16 protein-coding genes and 1 CRISPR repeat array are annotated in these 21,041 nt (G+C 65.0%); of the genes, 4 read left to right on the top strand and 12 right to left on the bottom strand.

Going from position 1 to position 21,041, the window contains the following annotated elements:
* Positions 1–56: 56 nt before the first annotated feature.
* The 3 genes from coaA (at position 57) to DPM12_RS16070 (ending at position 2,908) form a co-directional block, all read left to right on the top strand.
* On the top strand, positions 57–1,010 hold the full coding sequence (gene coaA, locus DPM12_RS16080) for a type I pantothenate kinase (RefSeq protein ID WP_211659047.1): 954 nt from the start codon (positions 57–59) through the stop codon (positions 1,008–1,010).
* A 50-nt stretch (positions 1,011–1,060) separates the two neighbouring features.
* Positions 1,061–1,846 carry a PP2C family protein-serine/threonine phosphatase gene (locus DPM12_RS16075; RefSeq protein WP_112259359.1) on the top strand — a complete coding sequence of 262 codons (786 nt, stop codon included), beginning with the start codon at positions 1,061–1,063 and terminating at the stop codon, positions 1,844–1,846.
* A gap of 69 nt (positions 1,847–1,915) precedes the next feature.
* Positions 1,916–2,908, top strand: coding sequence for a GNAT family N-acetyltransferase (locus DPM12_RS16070; protein ID WP_112259358.1), 993 nt, complete (start codon positions 1,916–1,918; stop codon positions 2,906–2,908).
* Between the two features lie 36 nt (positions 2,909–2,944).
* Here the strand turns inward: DPM12_RS16070 and glmM are convergent, their stop codons facing one another.
* The 11 genes from glmM to DPM12_RS16015 form a co-directional block, all read right to left on the bottom strand.
* A complete protein-coding gene (gene glmM, locus DPM12_RS16065; RefSeq protein ID WP_112259357.1) occupies positions 2,945–4,291 on the bottom strand; it encodes a phosphoglucosamine mutase in 1,347 nt (448 codons plus the stop codon).
* A gap of 168 nt (positions 4,292–4,459) precedes the next feature.
* Complete coding sequence (gene rpsI, locus DPM12_RS16060) at positions 4,460–4,939, bottom strand: 30S ribosomal protein S9 (RefSeq protein WP_112259418.1); 480 nt, start codon at positions 4,937–4,939, stop codon at positions 4,460–4,462.
* Positions 4,940–4,976: 37 nt separating this feature from the next.
* Positions 4,977–5,420 carry a 50S ribosomal protein L13 gene (gene rplM, locus DPM12_RS16055; RefSeq protein ID WP_112259356.1) on the bottom strand — a complete coding sequence of 148 codons (444 nt, stop codon included), beginning with the start codon at positions 5,418–5,420 and terminating at the stop codon, positions 4,977–4,979.
* A gap of 368 nt (positions 5,421–5,788) precedes the next feature.
* Positions 5,789–6,974: a CRISPR direct-repeat array (repeat unit 28 nt; unit sequence GTGTTCCCCGCGCACGCGGGGATGATCC).
* 394 nt (positions 6,975–7,368) lie between these two features.
* Entirely contained in the window at positions 7,369–9,045 is a 1,677-nt protein-coding gene (locus DPM12_RS24355; protein ID WP_112259355.1) for an ABC-F family ATP-binding cassette domain-containing protein, read from the bottom strand.
* Between the two features lie 64 nt (positions 9,046–9,109).
* A complete protein-coding gene (locus DPM12_RS16045) occupies positions 9,110–9,907 on the bottom strand; it encodes an SDR family NAD(P)-dependent oxidoreductase (RefSeq protein WP_112259417.1) in 798 nt (265 codons plus the stop codon).
* 73 nt (positions 9,908–9,980) lie between these two features.
* On the bottom strand, positions 9,981–11,066 hold the full coding sequence (locus DPM12_RS16040; RefSeq protein WP_112259354.1) for a C45 family autoproteolytic acyltransferase/hydrolase: 1,086 nt from the start codon (positions 11,064–11,066) through the stop codon (positions 9,981–9,983).
* 16 nt (positions 11,067–11,082) lie between these two features.
* Positions 11,083–12,417: an ABC transporter ATP-binding protein gene (locus DPM12_RS16035; RefSeq protein WP_211659046.1), complete on the bottom strand. Its 1,335-nt coding sequence runs from the start codon at positions 12,415–12,417 to the stop codon at positions 11,083–11,085.
* Positions 12,401–13,423: an ABC transporter ATP-binding protein gene (locus tag DPM12_RS16030; protein WP_112259353.1), complete on the bottom strand. Its 1,023-nt coding sequence runs from the start codon at positions 13,421–13,423 to the stop codon at positions 12,401–12,403. Before DPM12_RS16030 ends, DPM12_RS16035 begins: the two co-directional genes overlap by 17 nt.
* Complete coding sequence (locus DPM12_RS16025) at positions 13,420–14,499, bottom strand: ABC transporter permease (RefSeq protein ID WP_112259352.1); 1,080 nt, start codon at positions 14,497–14,499, stop codon at positions 13,420–13,422. The genes DPM12_RS16030 and DPM12_RS16025 overlap by 4 nt, the downstream gene beginning before the upstream one ends.
* Positions 14,499–15,530, bottom strand: a complete 1,032-nt coding sequence (locus DPM12_RS16020) for an ABC transporter permease (RefSeq protein WP_112259351.1) — start codon at positions 15,528–15,530, stop codon at positions 14,499–14,501. The genes DPM12_RS16025 and DPM12_RS16020 overlap by 1 nt, the downstream gene beginning before the upstream one ends.
* Positions 15,531–15,632: 102 nt before the next feature.
* On the bottom strand, positions 15,633–17,225 hold the full coding sequence (locus tag DPM12_RS16015) for an ABC transporter substrate-binding protein (protein WP_112259350.1): 1,593 nt from the start codon (positions 17,223–17,225) through the stop codon (positions 15,633–15,635).
* A 381-nt stretch (positions 17,226–17,606) separates the two neighbouring features.
* On the opposite strand from DPM12_RS16015, the gene DPM12_RS16010 reads away from it, so the two are divergent.
* Entirely contained in the window at positions 17,607–18,944 is a 1,338-nt protein-coding gene (locus DPM12_RS16010; protein ID WP_158542922.1) for a PucR family transcriptional regulator, read from the top strand.
* A gap of 59 nt (positions 18,945–19,003) precedes the next feature.
* On the opposite strand, the gene DPM12_RS16005 is transcribed toward DPM12_RS16010, so the two are convergent.
* A complete protein-coding gene (locus DPM12_RS16005) occupies positions 19,004–21,025 on the bottom strand; it encodes a CocE/NonD family hydrolase (protein WP_123788586.1) in 2,022 nt (673 codons plus the stop codon).
* Positions 21,026–21,041 lie beyond the last annotated feature (16 nt).

The following is a 21,041-nucleotide window of genomic DNA, read 5'->3' as shown; positions in this document are numbered from 1 at the left end:
CCATACCACCGCCCGCGACCGGACATGTCGAGGCACACGGCAGAATGGGCGTCGCTATGGCCGAACACGAAGCACAGCCGCTGTCCCCGTTCGTCGACCTCACCAGGAGCGAATGGGCACGACTGCGAGACCAGACCCCACTCCCCCTGACCGCGGATGAGCTCGAAGAACTGCGCGGGCTCGGGGACGAGGTCGACCTGGACGAGGTACGAGACATCTATCTACCGCTGTCTCGCCTGCTCAACCTGCACGTGCGTGGTGTAGCGCGGCTGTACGAGGCGACGAAGACGTTCCTCGGCACCTACGCTGAGCGCACCCCGTACGTCATCGGCATCGGTGGCTCGGTGGCCGTCGGGAAATCCACGATTGCCCGGCTTCTCCGCCTGCTGCTCGCCCGCTGGCCCGACCATCCGCGCGTCTCCCTGGTCACCACCGACGGGTTCCTGCTTCCGAACGCGGAGCTCGAGCGCCGGCAGTTGATGCAGCGCAAGGGCTTCCCGGAGTCGTATGATCGGCGGGCACTGCTGAGATTCGTCGCCGCCGTGAAATCCGGCGCCGCCGAGGTGAGCGCGCCGGTCTACTCGCACTTGACGTACGACATCGTGCCCGACGAGAAGGTCGTTGTCAGGCATCCCGACATCGTGCTCCTCGAAGGGCTGAACGTTCTCCAACCGGCCCGCCCACGCGAGAATGGCGTATCTGGCCTGGCTGTCAGCGACTTCTTCGACTTCTCGATCTACGTCGATGCCGCGGCAGAGGATATCCGGCAGTGGTACGTCACGCGCTTCCTGCGCCTACGCGAGACGGCCTTTCGCCGGCCGGAGTCATACTTCCGCCGCTATGCCGAGCTGGATCATGATGCCGCCGTGGCACAGGCCGAACACCTGTGGGACACCATCAACGGGCCCAACCTGAACCAGAACATCCTGCCCACCCGTGGCCGCGCGACCCTCGTCCTGTCCAAGGCGTCGGACCACTCCGTACAACGCGTCCGTTTGCGTAAGATCTGATCTCTGGCATGCCGGCACCGATTGGAAAGCAAAGGCTCTAGGGTATTCCTATGCACGTGCGCTATGTTGCGCGTTCCGATGCCGGTTTGGATCGCGAGGGCAACGAAGATGCGGGTATTGCCGGGCCATACGTCTTCGCCGTAGCCGACGGGATGGGGGGACATGCCGCGGGGGAAGTGGCCAGCCACGCAGTCATCAGTGAGCTCGCCAACCTCGACGGGACGCGCGGTGACCCACTCGAGGTACTGAAGGAGCGATTCCACGCCGCCAATACGCGCATCCGCCAGCTCATCGACGACGCCCCGGCGCGGGACGGTATGGGCACGACCGCCACAGCGGTCGTGATCGCCGAAGACGGGGCCCCGCCATCGCGGATCGCTCTCGGACACATCGGCGATTCCCGCGCCTACCTGCTCCGGGGTGCACAGCTGCGACAGCTCACGCACGATCACACGCTCGTCCAGGCACTCGTCGACGACGGAGAGATCACAGCGGAACAGGCCCGGAGCCATCCAGCGCGATCGATGGTGGTCAAGGCCTTGCAGGGGCAGCACGACGTCGACGCCGATCTCTCGCTCGTCGAGGTGGAGCCGGGGGACCGCATTCTGATTTGCAGCGATGGGCTCACGGATGTGGTCGCTGACGATGTGATCACTCGGCTGCTCACGGCGGGATCCACGCCGGGTCAGACGGCTCAGGACCTGATCGACGCCAGCCTGTCCAGAGGTGGCCCGGACAACATCACCGTGGTACTGGCCGACATCCTCGAGCACGACGCCGCTGGTTCGGACACTGGGCCCTCGACCTACCTCGTCGGCTCGGCCGCGCCCGAATGACGACGGCGACGGCTGTCACCGCGCGGTAAATGAGTTGCTCGCGGGCACGGCGTCATCCAGGCTTGAGACGTGCATATTCGCCCCATCACGTCCGCGGACGACGCGTTCGCATCCTGGTACGACGTCTATCGGCACGGGCATGCTGCCGACTATCCCCACGGTCCACGGTTCGAGAAGAGCGAACTCGAGGTCGTCCACGAGACCCACGAATATCGTGACGTCAAGCTGTGGCTAGCTGAAGAGGACCAGCAGGCACTCGGTGCCGCCGTGCTGCATCTGCCGTTGCGAGACAATCTCAGCCTCGGCGAGTCCGAGATTTGGGTACGTCCCGAGGCTCGACGCCGCGGTATCGGCACTGCCCTGCTCGAGGAGCTGGAAACGGTAGCTCAGCAGTACGGGCGAACCAGCCTCCTGAGCCAGATCGAGGGTCCCGCTAGCACATCGTCGACCTCGGGAACTCGCTTCGCCGCGCGGCATGGATTCACTCACCGGATCACCGAGATCGCCCGTGTTCAGCGTGCCCCGTTCCATCTGGCGAGGATCGCCGCGGCGGAGGAGGAAGCTCGGCCCCGGGCCGACGGCTACGAGATCGTCACCTGGCGCGGGCGAACACCGGATGAGTACGTGCGTGAATACGCCCGCTTGGAAGGACGGCTGAGCACCGATGCGCCGCTCGGTGAGCTGGACTACGAAGGCGAGGCCTGGGACGAAGACCGGATCCGGATCTCCGAGCGACGACACGAGCGCATGGGCCGCAGCTATTGGACGGCGGTGGCGGTCGCTCCGGACGGTGGCCTGGCTGGCTTGACGCGAATCTCGCTCCAACAACACAGCGACGAGAACGGCTTTCAGGACTCGACCCTCGTCGATCCTCCACATCGCGGACATCGGCTCGGCCTGTTACTCAAAGCAGCGAACCTTCGGGCGGTACTGCACGACCGTCCCGGTATCAGGGCCATCTGGACGTGGAACGCCGAGTCTAATCAGCACATGATCAGCGTCAACGAGACGTTGGGCTACCAGGTGGAAGGTTGGGGCGCGGGATATCAACGAAAACTCTGACACCTGCGGGACAGCCTCACCGCAGCAGTTCATGAGTCAGTGGGCGAGCGAGGCCTCCACGACGTGAGCCAGCCGCCGCGCGATCGTATCGGCCTGATCAGCGGTGCTCGCTTCGACCATGACGCGTACGACCGGTTCCGTCCCCGAGGGCCGGAGCAACACGCGGCCCGTTCCCATGAGTTCTTCTTCAGCGCTGGCAACGGCCATCCTGATGGCCTCGTCCGTGGTCACCCGCGCCTTGTCCACACCCGAGACGTTGACCAGGATCTGGGGAAGCGGCTGCACGACCGCGGCCAACTCATCCAACGAACGATCACCCGCCGCGACGTGGGCCAGCAGATGGGTGGCCGTCTGCACTCCGTCGCCGGTGGTGCCGTGATCGAGCATGACGATGTGCCCGGACTGCTCCCCACCGAGGGAGTACCCGCCACCTTTCATCGCCTCCAGCACGTAACGATCCCCGACGGCCGTATCCACCACCGTCAGCCCAGCAGATCGCATCGCGAGGCGCATTCCCTCGTTCGACATGACGGTGGCGACCACGGTGTCGTGGCGCAACGCACCTCGTTCCTGCATCGCCAACGCCAGGATCGCAAGTATCTGATCACCGTCGACGACCTTGCCCCGGGAATCGACGGCTAGACAACGGTCAGCGTCGCCGTCATGCGCCACGCCAGCATCGGCGCCATGCTCCTGAACCGCGTCGACGAGGGTCTCGATGTGGGTCGAGCCACAACGATCGTTGATGTTCGTACCGTCCGGATCGGCGGCGATCGCCACGACCTCGGCGCCGAGACGGCGCAAGACCTCCGGCGCCACCACGAACGCCGCTCCGTGAGCACAGTCGACGACGACCTTCAGTCCGTCCAGGCGGTGAGGTGCCGAGCCGACGATGTGATCGATGTAGGTCTCCTGAGCTTCCGGAAAGTCTCGGATCCGGCCCACGTCGGCGCCCGTGGGCCGGTTCCACGGCTCTCGCAATCGTGCTTCGATCGCGTCTTCGAGCGCGTCGTCGATCTTGTGGCCACCCTTGTTGAAGAACTTCACGCCGTTGTCCGGCATCGGGTTGTGACTGGCCGACAGCATGACGCCCAGATCCGCGCCGAGACGATCGGTGAGAAAGGCGACGGCCGGGGTCGGCAACACGCCCACCCGCAGAACATCCAGCCCCGCGCTGGCCAATCCGGCGGAAACCGCGGACTCCAGGAACTCGCCGGAGACGCGAGTGTCTCGGCCCACGACGGCAGTAGGTCTACCCGTGCTGAACGCACCGGCTTCAGTCAAAACATGCACAGCCGCGACCGACAGATCGAGAGCGAGCTCTGCCGTGAGATCGATGTTCGCTCGACCCCGTACACCGTCAGTTCCGAAGAGGCGCGCCACGTATCTTCTCCTTGCTCCGGCTCATCACCCTTGTACTGGCCCCCGTACTCGGGTGGCAACAGTATGAGATACAGCTTCGGCCCCGGAGCACGGTTTCCCCGGGGCCGAATCAATAGCCGTGCAAAAAAGTCCCCACACGGCCGACAACGCTTGTCTAGTAGCGCGACATCAACGCTTGCTGTACTGCGGAGCCTTGCGTGCCTTCTTCAACCCAGCCTTCTTGCGCTCCGTCGCGCGAGAATCCCGGGTGAGAAATCCAGCCTTCTTCAGAGCCGGCCGGTTGTTCTCGACATCTGCCGAATTCAACGCACGCGCCAGCGCCAGCCGCAAGGCACCCGCCTGACCAGAGATACCTCCGCCATTCAGCCGTGCGAAGACATCATACTGGCCATCCAAGTGAAGCTCGGCGAACGGCGACTTGGCGACCTGCTGATGAACCTTGTTGGGGAAGTATTCCTCCAGCGACCGACCGTTGATCTTCCACTGGCCAGTGCCAGGCTTGATCCGAACCCGGGCCACGGCCTCCTTGCGGCGGCCCGTGGCCATGGCGGGCTCGATAGCCGACGAACGCGGGGTCGGCGCCGTTTCAGAAGTGAAGGTCTGGACCGAGGCTTCGTCAGCCTCGTTCTCGACTGTCGTTTCGGTCATATCCTCGCTCACGTCGCTCATGGGGTCTCGACAGTGCTCACTGGGTGGGCTGCGTGATCTCGTACGGCACCGGCTTCTGGGCCTGGTGCGGATGCTCTGGCCCGGCGTAGACCTTCAGCTTGCCTAGCAACTTCCGCCCGAGACGGTTGTGCGGCAGCATCCCCTTCACCGCCTTCTCGACCAGCCGGCGAGGATCCTTTTCGATCAACTGCGCGTAGGTCATCGACCGCAATCCGCCGGGGCGCCCAGAATGCCGGTAATCGAGTTTCTGTTCCAGTTTACGCCCCGACAGCGCGACCTTGTCCGCGTTGATGATGATCACGAAGTCGCCGGAGTCAACGTGCGGTGCGTAGCGCGGCTTGTGCTTACCGCGGAGCAGGATGGCAGCGTGGGAGGCGAGCCTGCCGAGAACGACATCTTTGGCGTCGATGACATACCACTGACGCTCGACGTCGCCGGGTTTGGGGCTGTACGTGCGCACGGTCGTAGGCCTTCACTTCGTCCGTCGGGATGGTTCAGGTCTGTGGCGCGCCGTCACCCATCACGAGGTCACCGCTGGCGCACACAACGAAGCCCTAGCTTACTCGTCCAGACGCCGGCCGGTCAAAACCTACCCTGGATCGGCAACGACTCCGAGCCAACCGGCATCACGAACCACCCTACCGGCAAACACCGACCATGTGCCCGGGGGCCATCAGAAAGCACAGCCGACCCGATACACGGTGCGCGAGCCGAGCACGACGAGAATGCGATGCGCAGGTCGGATCCAGCTTCCATCTCCACGACAATGATCAGCCGCAAGTGACTGAAAACCGGCCACCGACGCGCTAAACTAGCTGGTCATTAAGGGTGTTCCCCGCGCACGCGGGGATGATCCGATATGGCGTCAGGTTTGTGCCAGCGGAAATTTGTGTTCCCCGCGCACGCGGGGATGATCCCAATTCGATTTAGAAGAAGAAACTGATTTGTTCGTGTTCCCCGCGCACGCGGGGATGATCCCGGACTATCACCTGGTTATCCAGGACGATGCGTGTTCCCCGCGCACGCGGGGATGATCCTTGAGAACGTGCCAGGCTCCCCACTACGTGATCGTGTTCCCCGCGCACGCGGGGATGATCCCTGTTACGACCCGTCCGAGAACTCGGTGGCGCAGTGTTCCCCGCGCACGCGGGGATGATCCGCGGTTGGGTCAGCTGGGGCCGGCCGGTGATCTGTGTTCCCCGCGCACGCGGGGATGATCCTAGTTCCCGGTGTCCGGGTCGCGCAGCGCGACCGTGTTCCCCGCGCACGCGGGGATGATCCTCTCGCCCGACATCATCGAACCCCGCGACGGAAGTGTTCCCCGCGCACGCGGGGATGATCCACACCCGCTGACCCTGGGAACGTCCACCAATCTGTGTTCCCCGCGCACGCGGGGATGATCCCATTGCTCTGACCGAACCCAACGGCGCGTATATGTGTTCCCCGCGCACGCGGGGATGATCCGGACTACACCAACTATCAGAAGCACGACACCGCGTGTTCCCCGCGCACGCGGGGATGATCCCGCCTGATAGGGATTTTCGATTGTTGGCATAATGTGTTCCCCGCGCACGCGGGGATGATCCTCAGGAAGAAATGGCCTCTCAGGTTCTGGTTCGGTGTTCCCCGCGCACGCGGGGATGATCCCCCCTCTGCGATGGAGGACGCCACAATGCCCGAGTGTTCCCCGCGCACGCGGGGATGATCCTGGTTCAGGCGACGTTGAATTCAATAACAACAAGTGTTCCCCGCGCACGCGGGGATGATCCGTCGACGTCGCAGACTGGAGCGACGCCTACGGCGTGTTCCCCGCGCACGCGGGGATGATCCTGGGCCATCCTCAATCACCTGAACGTCGACATGGTGTTCCCCGCGCACGCGGGGATGATCCGGTTCTTCCGTGTGCTCTGCCTTGGGTTGGGTGGTGTTCCCCGCGCACGCGGGGATGATCCATGAGGACCGCACGAACCCATCAGGGAAACATTCGTGTTCCCTGCGCACGCGGGGATGATCGTCAACTAAATGAGTGCATCTGAAATGGCCAGGCTTTGCTGATCGTCGACGATCGCCTCCATGGACATATGCACTATCGTCAACGATCACGTGGGCATCGAGCGTATCGATCGCGAGGGACGTCACCTCGCATGCGGGCCATGATCGGGTGTGGAGTTTCCGCGCCTTGTGTGCGGAGAATAGGTCGCTATAGCGACCTGTATGCCACACGCCACGCACGGGTAACCGGAACTCCACATCGATCATGGATCACCGTGTCCGTTCGGGCGGCAGGTAACCTCTCAGGCTCCATTCGAGCAGCATGCTGACCGTCTCGTAGATCCACCCGAGCGGCAGGCGTCCGTCTCCCGAGCCCACGTTCAACCCGCGACGATCGTCAACGGAATCAACCACCGTCAACGGGAGCGGGCGACACGTCCCTCGTCCCAGACCGGCTCGGGCGACTCATAGATCGTGCCGTCGGCGCCGAAGACGAGAAACCGATCGAAGTCCCGCGCAAACCACCGATCGTGGGTGACTGCCAGCACCGTTCCCTCGAACGCCTCCAGTCCGTCCTGCAAGGCCTCGGCGGACACCAGATCGAGGTTGTCGGTCGGCTCGTCGAGCAGCAGCAATGTCGCTCCCGAGAGTTCGAGAAGCAAGATCTGGAATCGGGCCTGCTGCCCGCCTGACAGGGACTCGAAGGTCTGCTCGGCCGCGTAGGCGAGTTCGTATCGGTCCAGCACCCGGCCCGCCTGTTCCCTCGGCATGCCATCGCGGCGGCCATCACCACGGTGCAGCACCTCCACGAGAGTGCGTCCGGCCAGTTCAGGATGCTCATGCGTCTGGGCGAACCATCCCGGGCGGACCCGAGCACCGAGCCGTGCGATGCCATCGTGCTCGACGGGTTCCACCGGTGTCTCGTCGACAGGCATCTGGTCCGGCTCCGGATCCGTACCACCGGCTGCCAGCAGGCGCAGGAAGAACGACTTGCCCGACCCGTTGGATCCCAGCACGGCAACCCGCTCGCCGTACCACACTTCCAGATCGAACGGCCGCATCAACCCCGTCAACTCGAGCCGCTCACAGACCACCGCTCGTTTGCCCGTCCGGCCACCGCGCAGTCGCATCCGCACGTTCTGCTCTCGCGGTAGCGCCTGGGGCGGGCCGGCCTCCTCGAACTTGCGAAGCCGTGTCTGGGCAGAGCGGTAACGCGACGCCATGTCGGAGTTGTACGCGGCTTTCTGCTTGTACATCTGGACGAGGGCCTTCAGCCTGGCGTGATCCTCGTCCCAGCGGCGACGCAGCTCCTCCAACCGCGCGAAGCGTTCCTGGCGAGCCGCGTGATAAGTGGCGAATCCGCCGGGATGGACCCACGCGGTGTTGCCCGCCGCTCCCAGCTCCACGGTCACGATCCGGGTGGCGGTCTGCGCCAGCAGCTCCCGGTCATGGCTGACGAACAAGACCGTCTTCGGCGTCTCGGTGAGCCGCTCTTCCAGCCAGCGCTTGCCGGGCACATCGAGATAGTTATCCGGCTCGTCCAGCAGCAGTACCTCATCCGGGCCGCGGAGCAACGCCTCAAGCACGAGCCGTTTCTGCTCGCCTCCGGAGAGCGTCGACACCTCGCGCCACCGGCAACGATCGAAGCCGACACCGAGCGCTGCCGTCGTGCACGCGTCCCACATCACCTCGATCTCGTAACCACCGGCATCGGACCATTCGGCCAGCGCGTCCGCGTAAGCCAGCTGCGCCTTCTCGTCGTCGCGTTCCATCATGGCCAGCTCCGCGGCGTCGACGGCAGCCGCCGCCTCCCGCAAACGCGGAGGCGCCACCGACAACAGGAGGGAGCGCACGTCCTCGGATTCCCGCGCCACGAACTGCCGCATGACGCCGAGACCGCCACTACGCGTCACGCTGCCCGCATGCGGATCGATATCACCCGCGATGATCCGTAACAGCGTGGTCTTGCCGGACCCATTCGCCCCGACCAACGCCACCTTCGCGCCGTCGCCGACGCGGAACGAGATGTCGTCGAGCAGTACCCGGCCATCGGGCAGGGTGAATGAGACGGAGTTCAAATCGACGTGACCCACAGCCGTTCAGTGTCACGTGAAGGAAGCGGACGTGTCGACGCAATTTTGCGGCCAGCCAGGACGTTCAGGGCGTACCTGTGATGCCGCCGTCGACACGAAGGTTGATGCCGTTGATGTAGCCCGTCAGAGGGCTGGCGAGAAATGTCACCGCGTAAGCGATGTCTTCGGCGCGGCCCAGCCGGCCAGTCGGGTTGGGAGCGTATTCCGCCGTCGCTTCCGCCTCGATCCGCGAGCGGTCAACACCGCCGCGTGGCGAGTCAGCCGCCCGAGTGCTGAACATCTGCTCGAACGACGGCGTGCGGATGACGCCAGGACTGACACAGTTCGCGGTGACGCCGCTTCCGGCCAGATGTTGCGCCAGAGAAGTGGTCATGTTCACCACCGACGCTTTGGCCGCGGAGTACTCCACCATGTTCGGCAGTGGGGTGGTGACCGCTCGGCTGCCGATCGTGATCACCCGGCCCCAGCCGTGCTCGCGCATCAGCGGCAGCAGAGTCTTGGTGACTCGTACCGCGCTGACGACATTCCCGTCGAACGCCGTGTGCCAATCCGTCGCTTGGACATCGTCCCAGTCATGTTCGGCGAACGGGCCCGCGTTGTTGACCAGGATCTGTGCCCCGAACTGGACCGCCGCCTCTCCGACTCGCTCAGTTATCCCGTCCGCGGTCAGATCTCCCAACACGACATCGGCTTCGGCACCGCGGGACCGGGCACGTTCGGCGACGTTCTCGGCGGCGTCGCGGCGCCGGCCGTGCACCAGGACGTGGCACCCCTCAGCGGCGAGGTTCTCCGCGATGGCTGCGCCTATACCCCCACTGCTTCCGGTCACCAGCGCGCGGCGACCACGGAGATCGAGTTCCATGGTCGATGACGCTAGCAGCGACATCCGACAGGTTCGCTTCCGTCGAACCGGACGGAGAACGTGAACCGATCGCTCAGCAACGCTGCCAGGTGCGGGCAGACACCTGGCACGGCCCGCCGCGATGGAGCCAGAGCTGTCCCACGTCGAGGTCGAGACTGATCGTCGCGAGCGTCTCGGAGCGCTCGTGAAACGGCTCCTCGGGCGATGCGTGACAGCACACCGCAGCGCCATCAACGGCGTGGCTGCGCATCGCCGCGACCCGCCGGTCGAGATCCTCCGACGCCAGCCCATCGATGTGGGATCGGAGATGTCGCAGCCGCTGGTAGGTTCCGGGCCGCTCGATACCCTGCAGCTCACCGGACGCCAGCTCGGAGTCGAGAAAGTGGTTGGTGTGGGCATAGAAACCGTCCGCGTCCGGCTCGACGACGCCCACGCCGTCCGGGCACAGCTCCAGTCCACGTACGCGGCCTCGCCCGTTCTCGACGGCGACCACGGAGATGACCGACGACGCTGAGGTCCACGCCGAGCGCGCGATCGTCGTCGCGTCGTCGATGTTCCCGGCCCGATCGAGGATCCGGCGAGCCACGGCGTGGACTGGCACGCCGATGTCGGCGTGATCCGAGACGTGCCGGAGGATGTTGAAGTGCACCCCGACCCGATCGCTGTTCACTCCGATCTTGCCTAGAAGGCCGAACTCGGTGAATCCGCGAACCGCGCGGCCGGCGCCGGTATCGTAGCTCCAGGCCACCGGCACGTGCCTGAGCGTGTCCCGCCAATCCCATGTCTGGATGGTTCGCGGGGCACCGTGCTCGGGAACGACAACGGACGCCGAGCACTCCGATCCCCCTCGTGCCCGAAGTGCGGCGATGATCTCGGTGCGGGCGTTGAGCGCTCCGATCCTCCACAATTCGAGGTTCGCGCCATCGGCGATCCCGGCGATCTCGTCGGCCATCTCCGGCGCCCATGTCTCCAGCTGGCCGACGGCGCGCAAGCCCCACGACCTCACCTGTTCATCAGCGGCACCCTGGGCGCGAAACAGATCGGCGTACCCGGCGCACGTGGCCTCGATATCGCTCGCCCACGCCAGGCCGAATTCGCGACCTCGCGCCCACGGATCCGTCTCGGTGGATTCGAACGTCGGTATGCTCGCCGGGTTCATGGGCATCGTCTGCCGCTCAATACCCGGCGTTCTCTGGCGGCTTGAGATCGGGATCGTGCAGATGGCATGCGACGTCGACGCCGCCGACGGTGCGCAGTTCCGGATCGATGCCGGCCCGGAAGCGCAATGTCACCTGGCCGTCCTCCACGTCGATGTCTTCCACGCCACGCCACAGCGGATCGTCCGGCGCCTCGGCCCGAGCATCGTCGAGCAGGGATTTCAGCTCGGAGGCGTTGCGACCCGACGGCACCGGCAACCGCACTGTCTCCTGGCCCGACGGCAGGTCAGACAGGCCCTCAACCAGGTGTTCCTCTCGCGCGAAGACCTCCTCACCCCGCTCTGTCCAACGACGTTCGAACAGCGCCTGGAGGTCTCGCGCCTCCCAGCCGCACGGCTCGAAGGCGAACGGGCACCGCGGGTGGAAGGAGCATCCGTGTGGCGGTGCGGCCGCGTCAGGGATCTCACCGCGTGGGAGCTCTCGGGGAATCCGGCGTTCCGGATCCGGGTCGGGCACTGCGGCGAGCAGAGCTTGCGTGTAGGGGTGCTTCGGGTCGGCGAAGATCTCCTCGGTGGGACCGATCTCGACGACTCGGCCGAGGTACATGATCGCCACACGATCACAGAAGAACTTGGCGGTCGCGAGATCATGCGTGATGTACACGTACGTCAGGTCGAGATCCCGTCGCAGCTCCAGCATGAGTTCGAGGATCTTCGCTCGAACGCTCATGTCGAGCATCGAGATCGGTTCGTCGGCCACCAGCAACTCCGGGCCACAGATGATGGCCCGCGCGATGACAGCCCGCTGTTTCTGCCCACCGGATAGCTCCGACGGCAACTTGTCGAGGAACTGCTCCGCCGGCGTCAACCCGACCCGTTCGAGCGCCTCGACCACCCGTGCCCGCTCTTCTGCCTTGTTGCGCACCAACCCCTGGATCCGTAACGGATGACCAAGAGCGGCCCGCACGTCCATGGCCGGGTTCAGCGCGGCGTGCGGATCCTGGAAGACCATCTGCAGCCGTTGCCGCAACTTGCGCATCTTGTTCTGGCGAAGTCGCGCGATGTCCTGGTTCCCGTACAGGATCTGTCCCGACGACGGCCGGACCAATCCCAGCAAGGTCCGTCCTAGCGTGGTTTTCCCGCTACCGGACTCGCCGACGAGGCCAAGAACCTCGCCCTTGCGCAGGGTGATGTTGACTCCGTCGACAGCTTTGACCGTCTCGCCTCCACCGCCGACCAGCCTGGCCAGCGCGTTGGACCGCAGCTGGAAGTGCACTTCCAGATCGCGGATCTCCATCAGCGCGTCGTCCTGCGCTCCACCTGTCGAGGTGAGCACGTCAGGCTTCGTCGGCAACGGTGACCTCCTCACGTTCCAAGGGCTCCTGGCCACCTTCGGGAACCAAGTTCTGCGGCCCGTGTAGCCAGCATTCCACCGTTTGCGGCCCGAGAGCCACGGGCTGGGGGAACTGCTGGGGACACATCCGCATGGCTTCGGGGCAACGCGGATGGAAACGGCAGCCCGACGGTGGATCGATCAGGTCCGGCGGGGCGCCGGGGATGTAGTGCAGCCCCGTGGTGGCCAGCGAGATGGTGGAACGTAGCAGCTCACGCGTATACGGATGCTGCGGGCGGGCGAAAACGTCCGTGACCGGGCCTTGTTCGACGATCCGCCCGGCATACATGACGGCGACGCGATCGCACGCCTCGGCCACGATCCCGAGATTGTGCGTGATGAACAACAACGACGTGTCGAAGTTGCGGCGCAGGTCGCCGAGAATACGGATGATCTGCGCTTCGACCAGAACGTCCAACGCCGTGGTCGGCTCGTCGGCAACGATGAACGACGGCCGCAAGACCAGCGCCAACGCGATCATGATCCGCTGCCGCATGCCACCGGAGAACTCGTGCGGATAGGCGCGGTATCGGGTGGGTGGAATTCCCATAGCCCGCAACGCCTCGATACTGCGGTGTTTGATCTCCTCCTTGTCCAGATCCGGTTCGTGGGTTCCGAGCGCCTCCTCGAAGTGCTCGGAGACACGCAGGAGCGGATTCAGTCTGGTCAGCGGCTCTTGGAAGATCAATCCGAGTTCCGGACCACGCATTTGCTGGAGCTCGCGCCGGCTCGTGGTGACCAGGTTGCGCCCACCATAGTTCACCTCGCCGTCCAGCTTCGCGCCTCGCGGCAGCAGGCCAAGCACACCGCGGCCGAGCGTGGTCTTGCCGCAGCCGGACTCCCCGACCAAGCCGAGAGTCTCTCCGGGACGCAGATCGAAAGACACCCCGTCGACAGCGCGTACGGCACCCCGCTCGCTGCCGTACCAAACCCGGAGGTCCTGCACCGACAGAACGGGTTCGGTCACTGTGCACCATCCTTCCCGGCCTCGCCGTCTTGCTCGGGTCCGGGCCCGGGCTGTCTCGACACCGGGGAGACACCCGGTCGAGACTCGTGTGCCCGCTCCGGCAACGTGATGGACAGCATCCGGCGTACCCGGATGGCGGGGTTGATCGTCTCGTTGAGTCCCTCACCCATCAGGGTCAGCCCCATGACGAGGAGAACGATGGCCATCCCGGGGAAGAGGCCGGTCCACCAGATACCCGTACCCGCATCGGTCACGGCACGCTGCAGGTCATAGCCCCATTCGGCAGCCTCGGTGGGCTGGATGCCGTAACCGAGGAAGCCCAGGCCGGCTAGAGTCAGGATGGCGTCTGCGGCGTTCAACGTCGCGATCACCGGAACGCTCTGGATCACGTTGTTGAGCAGGTAACGGAACATGATCGTGCCGGACCGAGCCCCCATCGCGCGAGCGGCCTCGACGTAGGTCTGTTCCTTGGCGCTGACCGTCGCCGCGCGTACCACCCGGAAATACTGCGGTACGTAGACCGCCGTGATGGCCAACGCAGCCGTGGCGGCTCCCCCGCCGATGTGCTCGGCCAGCAGGAATGCGACGACAATCGCGAGCAGCAGCGCCGGGAGCGCGAACAGCGAATCCATGATCATGACGAGTAAGCGGTCCACCCAGCGCCCCACGTACCCGGCCACCAGCCCGAGCAAGACTCCGACGATGAGCGAGAAGACGAGGGCGAGAAGCACCACCGTGACGGCTGTGCGGGCACCCCAGACCACGCGGCTGAACACGTCGAAGCCTTGTGTCGTGGTGCCGAACAAGTGCACGCCGCCAGGTTCGAGGTGGTTGCCGAACCGCTCGCCGTCCACATCGGCCACCTGGGCGAAGCCAAATGGGGCTATCAGGGGCGCGAAGACGGCGAGCACCACCATGATCGCCGCGAGGACCGTTCCGGTCACCAGCATGAACCGGCCCACGCCGTGCGAGTCCCGATACGGCCGGGCAATACCGCTGAGAACGCGCCGCGTCCGGGTGCGACCGCCGGCCGGCACCGCGGAATCGTCCGGCGGGGGACCTGCCGCCGTGGCCATCAGTACCTCACCCTCGGGTCGATGATCGCGTTGATGATGTCGATCAGCAGTGACGCCGTCACCACCGCGAGCGCGAACAGCGTGATGATGCCCTGCACAGCGATGTAGTCACGACTGTCCAGGTAGCGAACGAGCTGACTACCGATGCCGTTCCAGTTGAAGGTCTGCTCGGTCAAGATGGCACCTCCGAGCAGCAGGGCGACCTGGAGGCCGAGGATCGTCACGAACGGCACCATGGCATTGCGGAAGGCATGCTGGATGACGACTCGCGTTTCGCTCACGCCGCGAGCTCGCGCCGCCTCCACATAGTCACTGCGCATGGTCTGAATCAAGTTCACCCGGATGATGCGCATGAAGGTTCCGGTCAGCAGCAGCCCGAGGGTGACCGCCGGCAGCACGAGGTGCTGGACCCCGTTCCAGAATGCGGCGGTGTCACCTGCCAGCAGCGCGTCGACCAGGAATATGTTCGTCTGGGACGGGACCCTGGCCGTGACGACGGGACTCGCCTGCGAACTCGACGGCAGCCAGCCCAGGCCGCGTGCGAAGGCGAGCTGCATGAGCAGCCCGACGAAGAACACCGGAGCGGCATAGGTCAAGATGCCGAACACCCGCAGCGAGCCGTCCAACGGAGTGTCCCGGAACCGCCCGGCGATGAGACCCAACGGCACGGCGAGCAACAGGGCGACGACGAACGCGGCAACCGTGAGCGTCAGGGTCGCCCCACCGTTGACCGCGAATATCTCAGCAACCGAGCGATTGTCGATGATGGTGTGGCCGAAGTCCAGACGCAGGACGCCACTGATGTATTCCCAGTATTGGACGATGATCGGCCGATCGTAGCCAGCCGCCGCTCGCAGTTCGGCGAGCTCTTCCTCCGAGCGCTGGCCCCCGAGTGCGACGCTCACCGGGTCTCCCGGTGCGACCCGCATGAGGACGAACACGATCGTCAGGATGACGATGACCTGCGGAACGAACAGCAACACCCGGGTGAGCAGATATGTCCGCAACGAGCCCGCGGTGCGAGTGGACAACCCGGTACCCGCCTTTCTCTCGACCGTCGTTCGCGATCCGGCTCTGGGGCCGGCCTGTAGAGACCGACCCCAGAGCCGGGGTCATGTGGCCTTATGCGGAACTCACTCTTCCACGCCACTCACGACGTCGTAGTAGAAGATGAACGACGGATCCAGGGTCTCTTCGACCCCCTCGACGCCCTCGCGGACCGCAGCGATCTGATCACGCTGCCACAGCTGGATGATCGGTGCGTCTTCGGCCACGATCTCCGAGGCCCGCTCGAAGGCGTCCAACCGCGCCTCCTCGTCGGTGTCCGTCAGCATCACATCGATGAGCTCGTCCATCTCGTCGTCGCTGTATCCGTTATTGACGACGCTTTCCGCGTGATAGAAGGGCTCGATGTAGTTGGAGGCATCCGGGTAGTCCGGGAACCAGCCGAGATCGAACGCGTCCATGCTCTGATCGGAGAACGTCTCCGCGTACTGCGCCCAGGAGAGTTGTTCGAGGTTGACCTCGAACAGCCCGGTGTCTTCCAGCTGACGCTCGATCTCGCCGAACATGTCGCCGATCTCTTCACCGTAGCGATCCGGCATCCACCAGGCGTCGAACTCGACCGGTGTCTCGACTCCCGCCTCGTCGAGGAGCTGCTCGGCCGCCTCCGGATCCGGCTCGCCGTATTGCTCCTTGAAGGACGGCACGTGACCGGGCACACCCTCGGGGATGGGCCCGTACAACGGAGTCACTGTGCCCCGGTAGACCGATTCGGCGATGGTCTCCCGGTCGATGATCTGCGCCACCGCCTGGCGAACGGCCGGCTCGTCGAACGGTTCCCGGCTCGCTTGCAGCACCATGTAGTTGATCTCGGTGCCCTCACCCACGACGACTTCGACCCCGCGTTCCGCTCCGTTCTCTTCGAGGTCCTCGACGTCGGTCACGGCGAGGCTCCGGTAGGCGATCATGACTTCGCCCTCTTCGATGGCCTGCTTCAGCGCCGACTCGGTCTGGTAGAACTGCAAGATCACGCCGCTGTTGTTGACCTCGCGGTCACCCGCGTAGTTCTCGTTGACGCCCAGCTGGATCTGCTGGGTGGGATCGAACTCGTCGACCGTGTAAGGACCAGAACCGACCACCTGGTCATTGGGCTGCAGCTCGTCGGCGGGATAGTCCATCGGGACGATCGCCGCGGCCGCGGTGGTGAGGATGAACGGGAAGGTGGCATCGGGAGATTCGAGGTGGAAGACGACGGTGGATTCGTCGGGGGCTTCGACCTCCTCGATCCCGGTCAGCAGCTGCCAGCCGTTGGACTCGTGCTGGATCTCGAGCTGGCGCTCGATGGAATGCACCACGTTCTCCGAGGTGATCTCGCTGCCGTCGGCGAACGTCTGCCCGCTCTTCAGCGTGCACCGGTATGTCGTGTCGTCATCCCAGTCACACGACTCCGCAGCGTCGGGCTGGGGCTCGCTCCCCCCGAGCGGCACCGCGAGCAGGCGCTGGTACGTGTTGTAAACGATGTTCCAGGAAGGCTTGTCGTAGGAGCCCGCCGGATCAATGTTGGTGACGGTATCGGTCGTTCCGAGCACGACAGGAAGCGACGAATCGCCGGCCTCACCACCGTCGTCATCGGCGGCCGTGTCGTCGTCACCTCCACATGCGGCCAGCGCGAATGCGCCGGCCAGGACGAACGCGGCGGCACCTCGAAACCTTCGTGCGCGCATTAGGTTCACCTCGATGTTCTAGAAATGTGGGCCCGATGAAGCAGCGAACGACCCCTCCCACCATGCTGGCCGTTCGGTGCTTACGGGAAGACTAGTCCTTTGGGTCTCGGTATGCGGACGAACCCCCGATCCCACTAAGGTAACGATCCAATCACGCATACACGCTCGTTCCAACACGTGACGAAACTTCGTGCGACACGTTCCGACACCCCACCCGGCCCCGCCCGTGCGTCAACACATTCGTCACGTTCGGAAAGAATAGACAGGAAGGTGATAAGAGGTTCTCATCACATGAGATATGCCGTCGCGGAGAGACATGTCATATGTCATAGTTCGTACTATCTGCGAGCCTGCCTCAGAGTTCTCCGTCCGGAGGCGTCCTTGGAACTCACGCTGCAGCAGCTCTTGGATGCCGTCGCCGAGCGCATCGGTCGCCCGGCAGTCCTGGAGGACCGCTTCCTCAAGCTCATCGCCTACAGTGCCCACGATCGCCCCCTCGATGAAGTTCGCGAAGATTCCATCCTGCGTAAGCACGCCTCTACCGAGGTGAGCCGCTGGCTGAAGGAGTTCGGCCTGGCCGAGGCACGTCGCCCTCTTCGCCTGCCCGCGAATCCCGAACTGCACATGCTCCCACGGGTCTGCATTCCCGTGCTCTACAAGGACAGGGTCCTGGGCTACCTGTGGTTCGTCGACTCCGACAGCACCATGACCACCGACGAGATCGACGTCTGTGTGGCAGAGGCCGAAGAGCTGGGCGAGCAGCTGCACCGCGAGAGCGTGGCGAGCCTGTTCGCCACGGCACGGCTCGCCGACACGATGCACATGCTGCTCAGCGACTCGGCGATGACCGCGGAAGCGGCCACGAGTCTCGAAGAGGCCGGCTATCTCACCGCGGGCGACGGGATCGTCGCCCTCGTCTTGCAGGGCATTGCCCACGATGGATCGACGGACGTCGACATCGAAGATCCGCTCGCCCAGGCGATGGCCGACTTCCGCCGCCTTGTCCGTCGCGGTCAGGCGCTCGACCTGGTAAGCCGGGACCATTGTGTCGTCGTGATGTCGTGCACCAGCGACGACGACCCGCATCTGCACGAACGGGTGAACACCGCCGTGGCCATGGCGCAGTCCAGCCTGGCCGCCTCGCCGTCGCCGGTGTCTCTCGTCGCCGGCATCGGAAGTCGCCGGACCCGCCTCGAGGATGCGGTGCATTCCTTCCGCGAAGCGCGGATGTCCGTTGACGCCGCGCTCCAGCTGCCCGGCGTCGGAGACATCGTCTACTGGTCACACCTGGGTGTCCATCAGATCGTGGTGAAGCTGGCCGCGCTCGGCGAGCAGGTACCCGTGGTTCATCGCGGGCTCGGCAGGCTGCTCGGCGATCCAGATACCCTTCCCCTGCTCGAAACCCTGGAGACGTACCTGGACGTCGCGGGCAACGCCCAGGTCACCGCCGAACGGTTGAACCTTCATCGGACGTCGCTGTACTACCGGCTCCAGCGGCTCGAACAGCTGGCACACACCGACCTCAAGAACGGCGTCGAGCGGCTGTCCCTACATCTGGCACTCAAGGTGGCCAGAATGACCGGCCAGTACGCTCCCCGCCACGGCGGGGAGCGTACTGGCAGGACGAACGCCCACGACGCCGGTCCCGGCCTGCCGTCAGAATCGCGAAACGACAACCCTGGACCGTATGTGACGGTTCCCGCTCACGCGCGGCACTGATCGCTGAACCGCGACGCCGGGGTCGCATCCGGCATCAGGCCACGTCGAGGGCGAAGGCGTCAATCCAGCGCGCGGCGCAACGCCGACGTCCCCCCGACGACGGGAAGCCGCACCTGACTGCCGTTGAGGTTCACGTCGATGCTGCTGCCGAAGTCGAACCTCTGGTGGATACTCGTGTCCACACCAGCGATCACGATGCCGATCCGGTGCCCGGCGTCGAAGATGTAGTCGTCGGTCATGATGTCCCACGTCAGCCGATCAGATCCACGGGACGAGAGGCCGCCGTCGGCGACGAAACTCGCCCGTGCCCAGCCCCGCGCCACGACCTCGTGCGGCCGGGTACGGGTCACCCGTTCCACATCGGGATAGCACCCCGTGTCGGCCTCCGTCCCCTGGCCGAAACAGCTCACGGTGGACAGATCCCGCAAACCTCCATCAGACGTCCAGTCCGTACGCTCGGCCGTGCCGTAGTCCACGAGGTATGCCGACAGGCCGGCATCGTCTCCGTCGATGGCCGCCCGCAACGACAGCTCGGTCGAGCCGCTGATCCGGACCGGCTCGGTGAGCTCGTCGGTCATGAAGGCCACGCGCTCGTCGTCCTCGGCAAAGCCATCTTCGACGACCGTGTCCAGGGGCCGGCGAGCCTCCTCGAAACTCTGCTGGCGGGGTACGAGGTTCCGCCGGTCGACACTGAGCACGCCCTGCCTGGGGTCGTCCGGTCCCTCCGGCTGGCCGAGCCGGAGCAATGCCGGCGTCCCGCCTGGCCAGTCGTCGTACGTCTGCCACTGGCCGACGTCGTACTCCACGTCGGCGACGGGCTCGTCCATGATGCCGTTCTCGATGCCGTGCAGCCAGTGATCGAACCACCGGTGGATGGTGTCCAGCCACTCGTCCCGCCGGAAGTCGAAGGCCTTCTCGTGTGCCACCTGCGACAGCCAGATCTTGCGGGGAACGTCGTGCTCGGCGAGCGCATCCCACCATTCGCCATAGTTGTTCGGCTTGACGTTGTAATCGTTCTTTCCGTGGACGACGAAAACGCTGGCCTCGACGTCTCCAGCAGCGCTGACGTAATCGCGCTCCGCCCACAGTTCATCGGCTGGGTCGGCGGTGACGCCGCCTCGTGCCAGCTCGTCTCGCACCTGCGTGCATTCCGATACCGGGGGCACCTCATTGATGTCTTGGATGACCGTGGCCAGGCTCAATGCAGTATGGCCCCAGAAGTGCACGCCGTTGTGCCAGAACCACTGATGCCAGTCGGAGATCGCCGCGATCGGCACGACCGTCGCCAGGCCCTCTACGCCAGTTGCCGCCACACCATTGGCCACGGTGCCGTCCCACGACTTGCCGACCATCGCGGACAGCCCGTTGGACCAGTCGGCAGAGATCTCGTTGCCGTCGAGATCATAGGCGGATCCCTGACCGTTGAGCCACTCGACGAGCTTCGCGGTGTTCTCGATCTCTGCTGGTCCACCGATGTCCAAGCACCCCGTCGAGCCCCGCGTCCCTGCCAGATCCAGCAGTGCGACCGCGTACCCGCGAGGCACGAAGTAATTGTCGTAATACAGCGGGAACTGCTCGATCGGCCCGCCGGGCTCGGGCTTGGTCTCGCCGGTACGGCCACGCCCGGTCGCGTGATAGTACGGGCTCGGGATGATGATGGTCGGCACGTCCAGGTCACCGTCCGACGCCGCCGGGCGGATGATGTCGACATAGATCGAGTCCTCTTCCCCATCATCACCGCTGCCGACCGCGCCGGGGATACGCACCGCCTCGCGCACGGCTCCCGCATAGTCAAAGACCGGCTGGGTTACGCCATCATCGACGACGATCTCGTCCGGCTCGTCTTCCATGGTGGACGAGGACTGCCCGTCTCGGTCAGTTGATCGGCGTTCCTCCTGTTTCTGCGCCAGATCTGGAGCCACATCCTCGTCGGGGAACGTATCCGTGGCCGGCCACTCGTCGGCCGCCGTGTCGTCGTCGGCTGGTTCCGCCTGTCCCGGCACCGCGACCGCCGCCATGGCCAGGGCACCCGCCCCCACAACAACGAGGGATCGCCGCCAGGCCCGTCTGAAGCTACGCACCGAGTCCTCCTTCACC

Source organism: Phytoactinopolyspora halophila (assembly GCF_003287285.1).
GTDB classification, from domain to species: Bacteria; Actinomycetota; Actinomycetes; order Jiangellales; family Jiangellaceae; genus Phytoactinopolyspora_A; species Phytoactinopolyspora_A halophila.
The sequence above is the reverse complement of the archived record's forward strand: the minus strand, read 5'-3'. Positions and strand labels throughout refer to the sequence as shown.

Bases quoted from the DNA above. Each gene is read 5' to 3' on its own strand.
- rpsI (WP_112259418.1), bottom strand. From the start codon at position 4,939: ATGACCGAAACGACAGTCGAGAACGAGGCTGACGAAGCCTCGGTCCAG.
- DPM12_RS16015 (WP_112259350.1), bottom strand. From the start codon at position 17,225: ATGCGCGCACGAAGGTTTCGAGGTGCCGCCGCGTTCGTCCTGGCCGGC.
- DPM12_RS16040 (WP_112259354.1), bottom strand. From the start codon at position 11,066: ATGAACCCGGCGAGCATACCGACGTTCGAATCCACCGAGACGGATCCG.
- DPM12_RS16025 (WP_112259352.1), bottom strand. From the start codon at position 14,499: ATGGCCACGGCGGCAGGTCCCCCGCCGGACGATTCCGCGGTGCCGGCC.
- DPM12_RS16045 (WP_112259417.1), bottom strand. From the start codon at position 9,907: ATGGAACTCGATCTCCGTGGTCGCCGCGCGCTGGTGACCGGAAGCAGT.
- coaA (WP_211659047.1), top strand. From the start codon at position 57: ATGGCCGAACACGAAGCACAGCCGCTGTCCCCGTTCGTCGACCTCACC.
- DPM12_RS16075 (WP_112259359.1), top strand. From the start codon at position 1,061: ATGCACGTGCGCTATGTTGCGCGTTCCGATGCCGGTTTGGATCGCGAG.